This is a genomic window from uncultured Tateyamaria sp. (assembly GCF_947504105.1).
In the GTDB taxonomy this organism is placed as follows: domain Bacteria; phylum Pseudomonadota; class Alphaproteobacteria; order Rhodobacterales; family Rhodobacteraceae; genus Tateyamaria.
Genome location: NZ_CANNGP010000133.1, coordinates 1 through 1,246, shown reverse-complemented (window position 1 = coordinate 1,246; position 1,246 = coordinate 1). Strand labels below are relative to the sequence as shown.

Genomic DNA, 1,246 nt, shown 5'->3' with positions numbered 1-1,246 from the left:
AAACCTACAGAACAAGAAAACAGGCGCACGCAGATGTCTTCGACTACATCAAACGCTTCTACAACTCGAAGCGCCGCCACTCGACTATCCGCTACCTAAGCTCTATGACATTCGAAGAGAGAGCTATGAAAGCTTAAGTTGCCATCCGCGAAACCGGCAGCAGGCCAGGCGGCTGCTTCAAAATACGAGATCGTCATAGAGCGAGCCTTGTGAAAACCCCCCACCTTTGATCTCTTCAGCTTCCCATACCGAAAAGCCGGAGATTTTCGGGTTTTGAACTTCTCCGCTGATCCGAATTGTGAGGGATCCATCGTCTACCGTCACCTGACCGACCAGATCAAGGGCAGTGTTGAAGCCCACCTCATCCGCGACATCCAGATCGTTGAAGACAAGCTCATCTTCCACGAAGACATCAAACACACGTTTGCCGGATGTCGCAGCACCAGACCAAATTTCAGCAAAATTCAACTCGACATCGTAGGTGCCATTATCCACTTCGAGCTCATAACTAACGACGTTCGCGTTCCAGCGTTCCGACTGATAAAGAGCGTCATTGGTTGTCGTACCAGCGATATCTGCGCCGGTTTGATGCGACCGACCGTTATTAAAGTCGTTGGCTTGATACTTCACACCGTTTCCTGCCGTAAAGGCATCGCCGCCCGCATTCACCGCATAGACCAGCGTTGGCAGGGGGTCCTCGTCGCTGACAGTGTCCTCGTCGCCGGTAGTGTCCTCGGTTTCATCCAGTTCGAAAGTGAATAGCTCTCGGGTGCCATCTTCACGGTCGCTCAGTCCAAAGGACAAAGTGCCATTGGCCGGGTCATGTCCCGCGCCAACATTGATCGTGAAGACATTGTCCACCGTATTTTCGTTAAAGATATATTGTCCGTTTTGGTCGCGCGGGCCGTCATCGTCGTGGATGATGATTGGGTAAGCATTACCCATGAAGGTAACCGCATCAATGTGCCTGCCGTTAGACCATTCGCCATTGGTATCAAGCAGCCTTGCATAGTCAAATTCAAGATAGAGGTCGCCAGTGGTCGGATCGTAAGTTGCTACGGACAAAGGTGATATGTGGTCAGTGGCCAATTCGAACATGTTTCAATTCTCCTCCAGATGGGACAGCTTGCGCGACTAGCCCTTGTTATCGAACCGGTGCAGAGCAGCTGTCAAAGATCTTTCGACTATCAATAGATTGAGGGCGAGATGCTGCCAAAACGCATCTGGTGGCGCGCGACAATTCTCT

Annotated in this window: 2 protein-coding genes; one reads left to right on the top strand and one right to left on the bottom strand. The window is 51.4% G+C overall.

Annotated elements, in window-relative coordinates; all coding sequences use genetic code 11:
- Positions 1–137, top strand: a 137-nt coding sequence (locus Q1A75_RS23895) for an IS3 family transposase (protein ID WP_299593565.1), incomplete at its 5' end; no start/stop codon positions are given.
- A 40-nt stretch (positions 138–177) separates the two neighbouring features.
- Here Q1A75_RS23895 and Q1A75_RS23890 read toward each other — a convergent pair.
- Complete coding sequence (locus Q1A75_RS23890) at positions 178–1,098, bottom strand: malectin domain-containing carbohydrate-binding protein (protein WP_299593562.1); 921 nt, start codon at positions 1,096–1,098, stop codon at positions 178–180.
- Positions 1,099–1,246 lie beyond the last annotated feature (148 nt).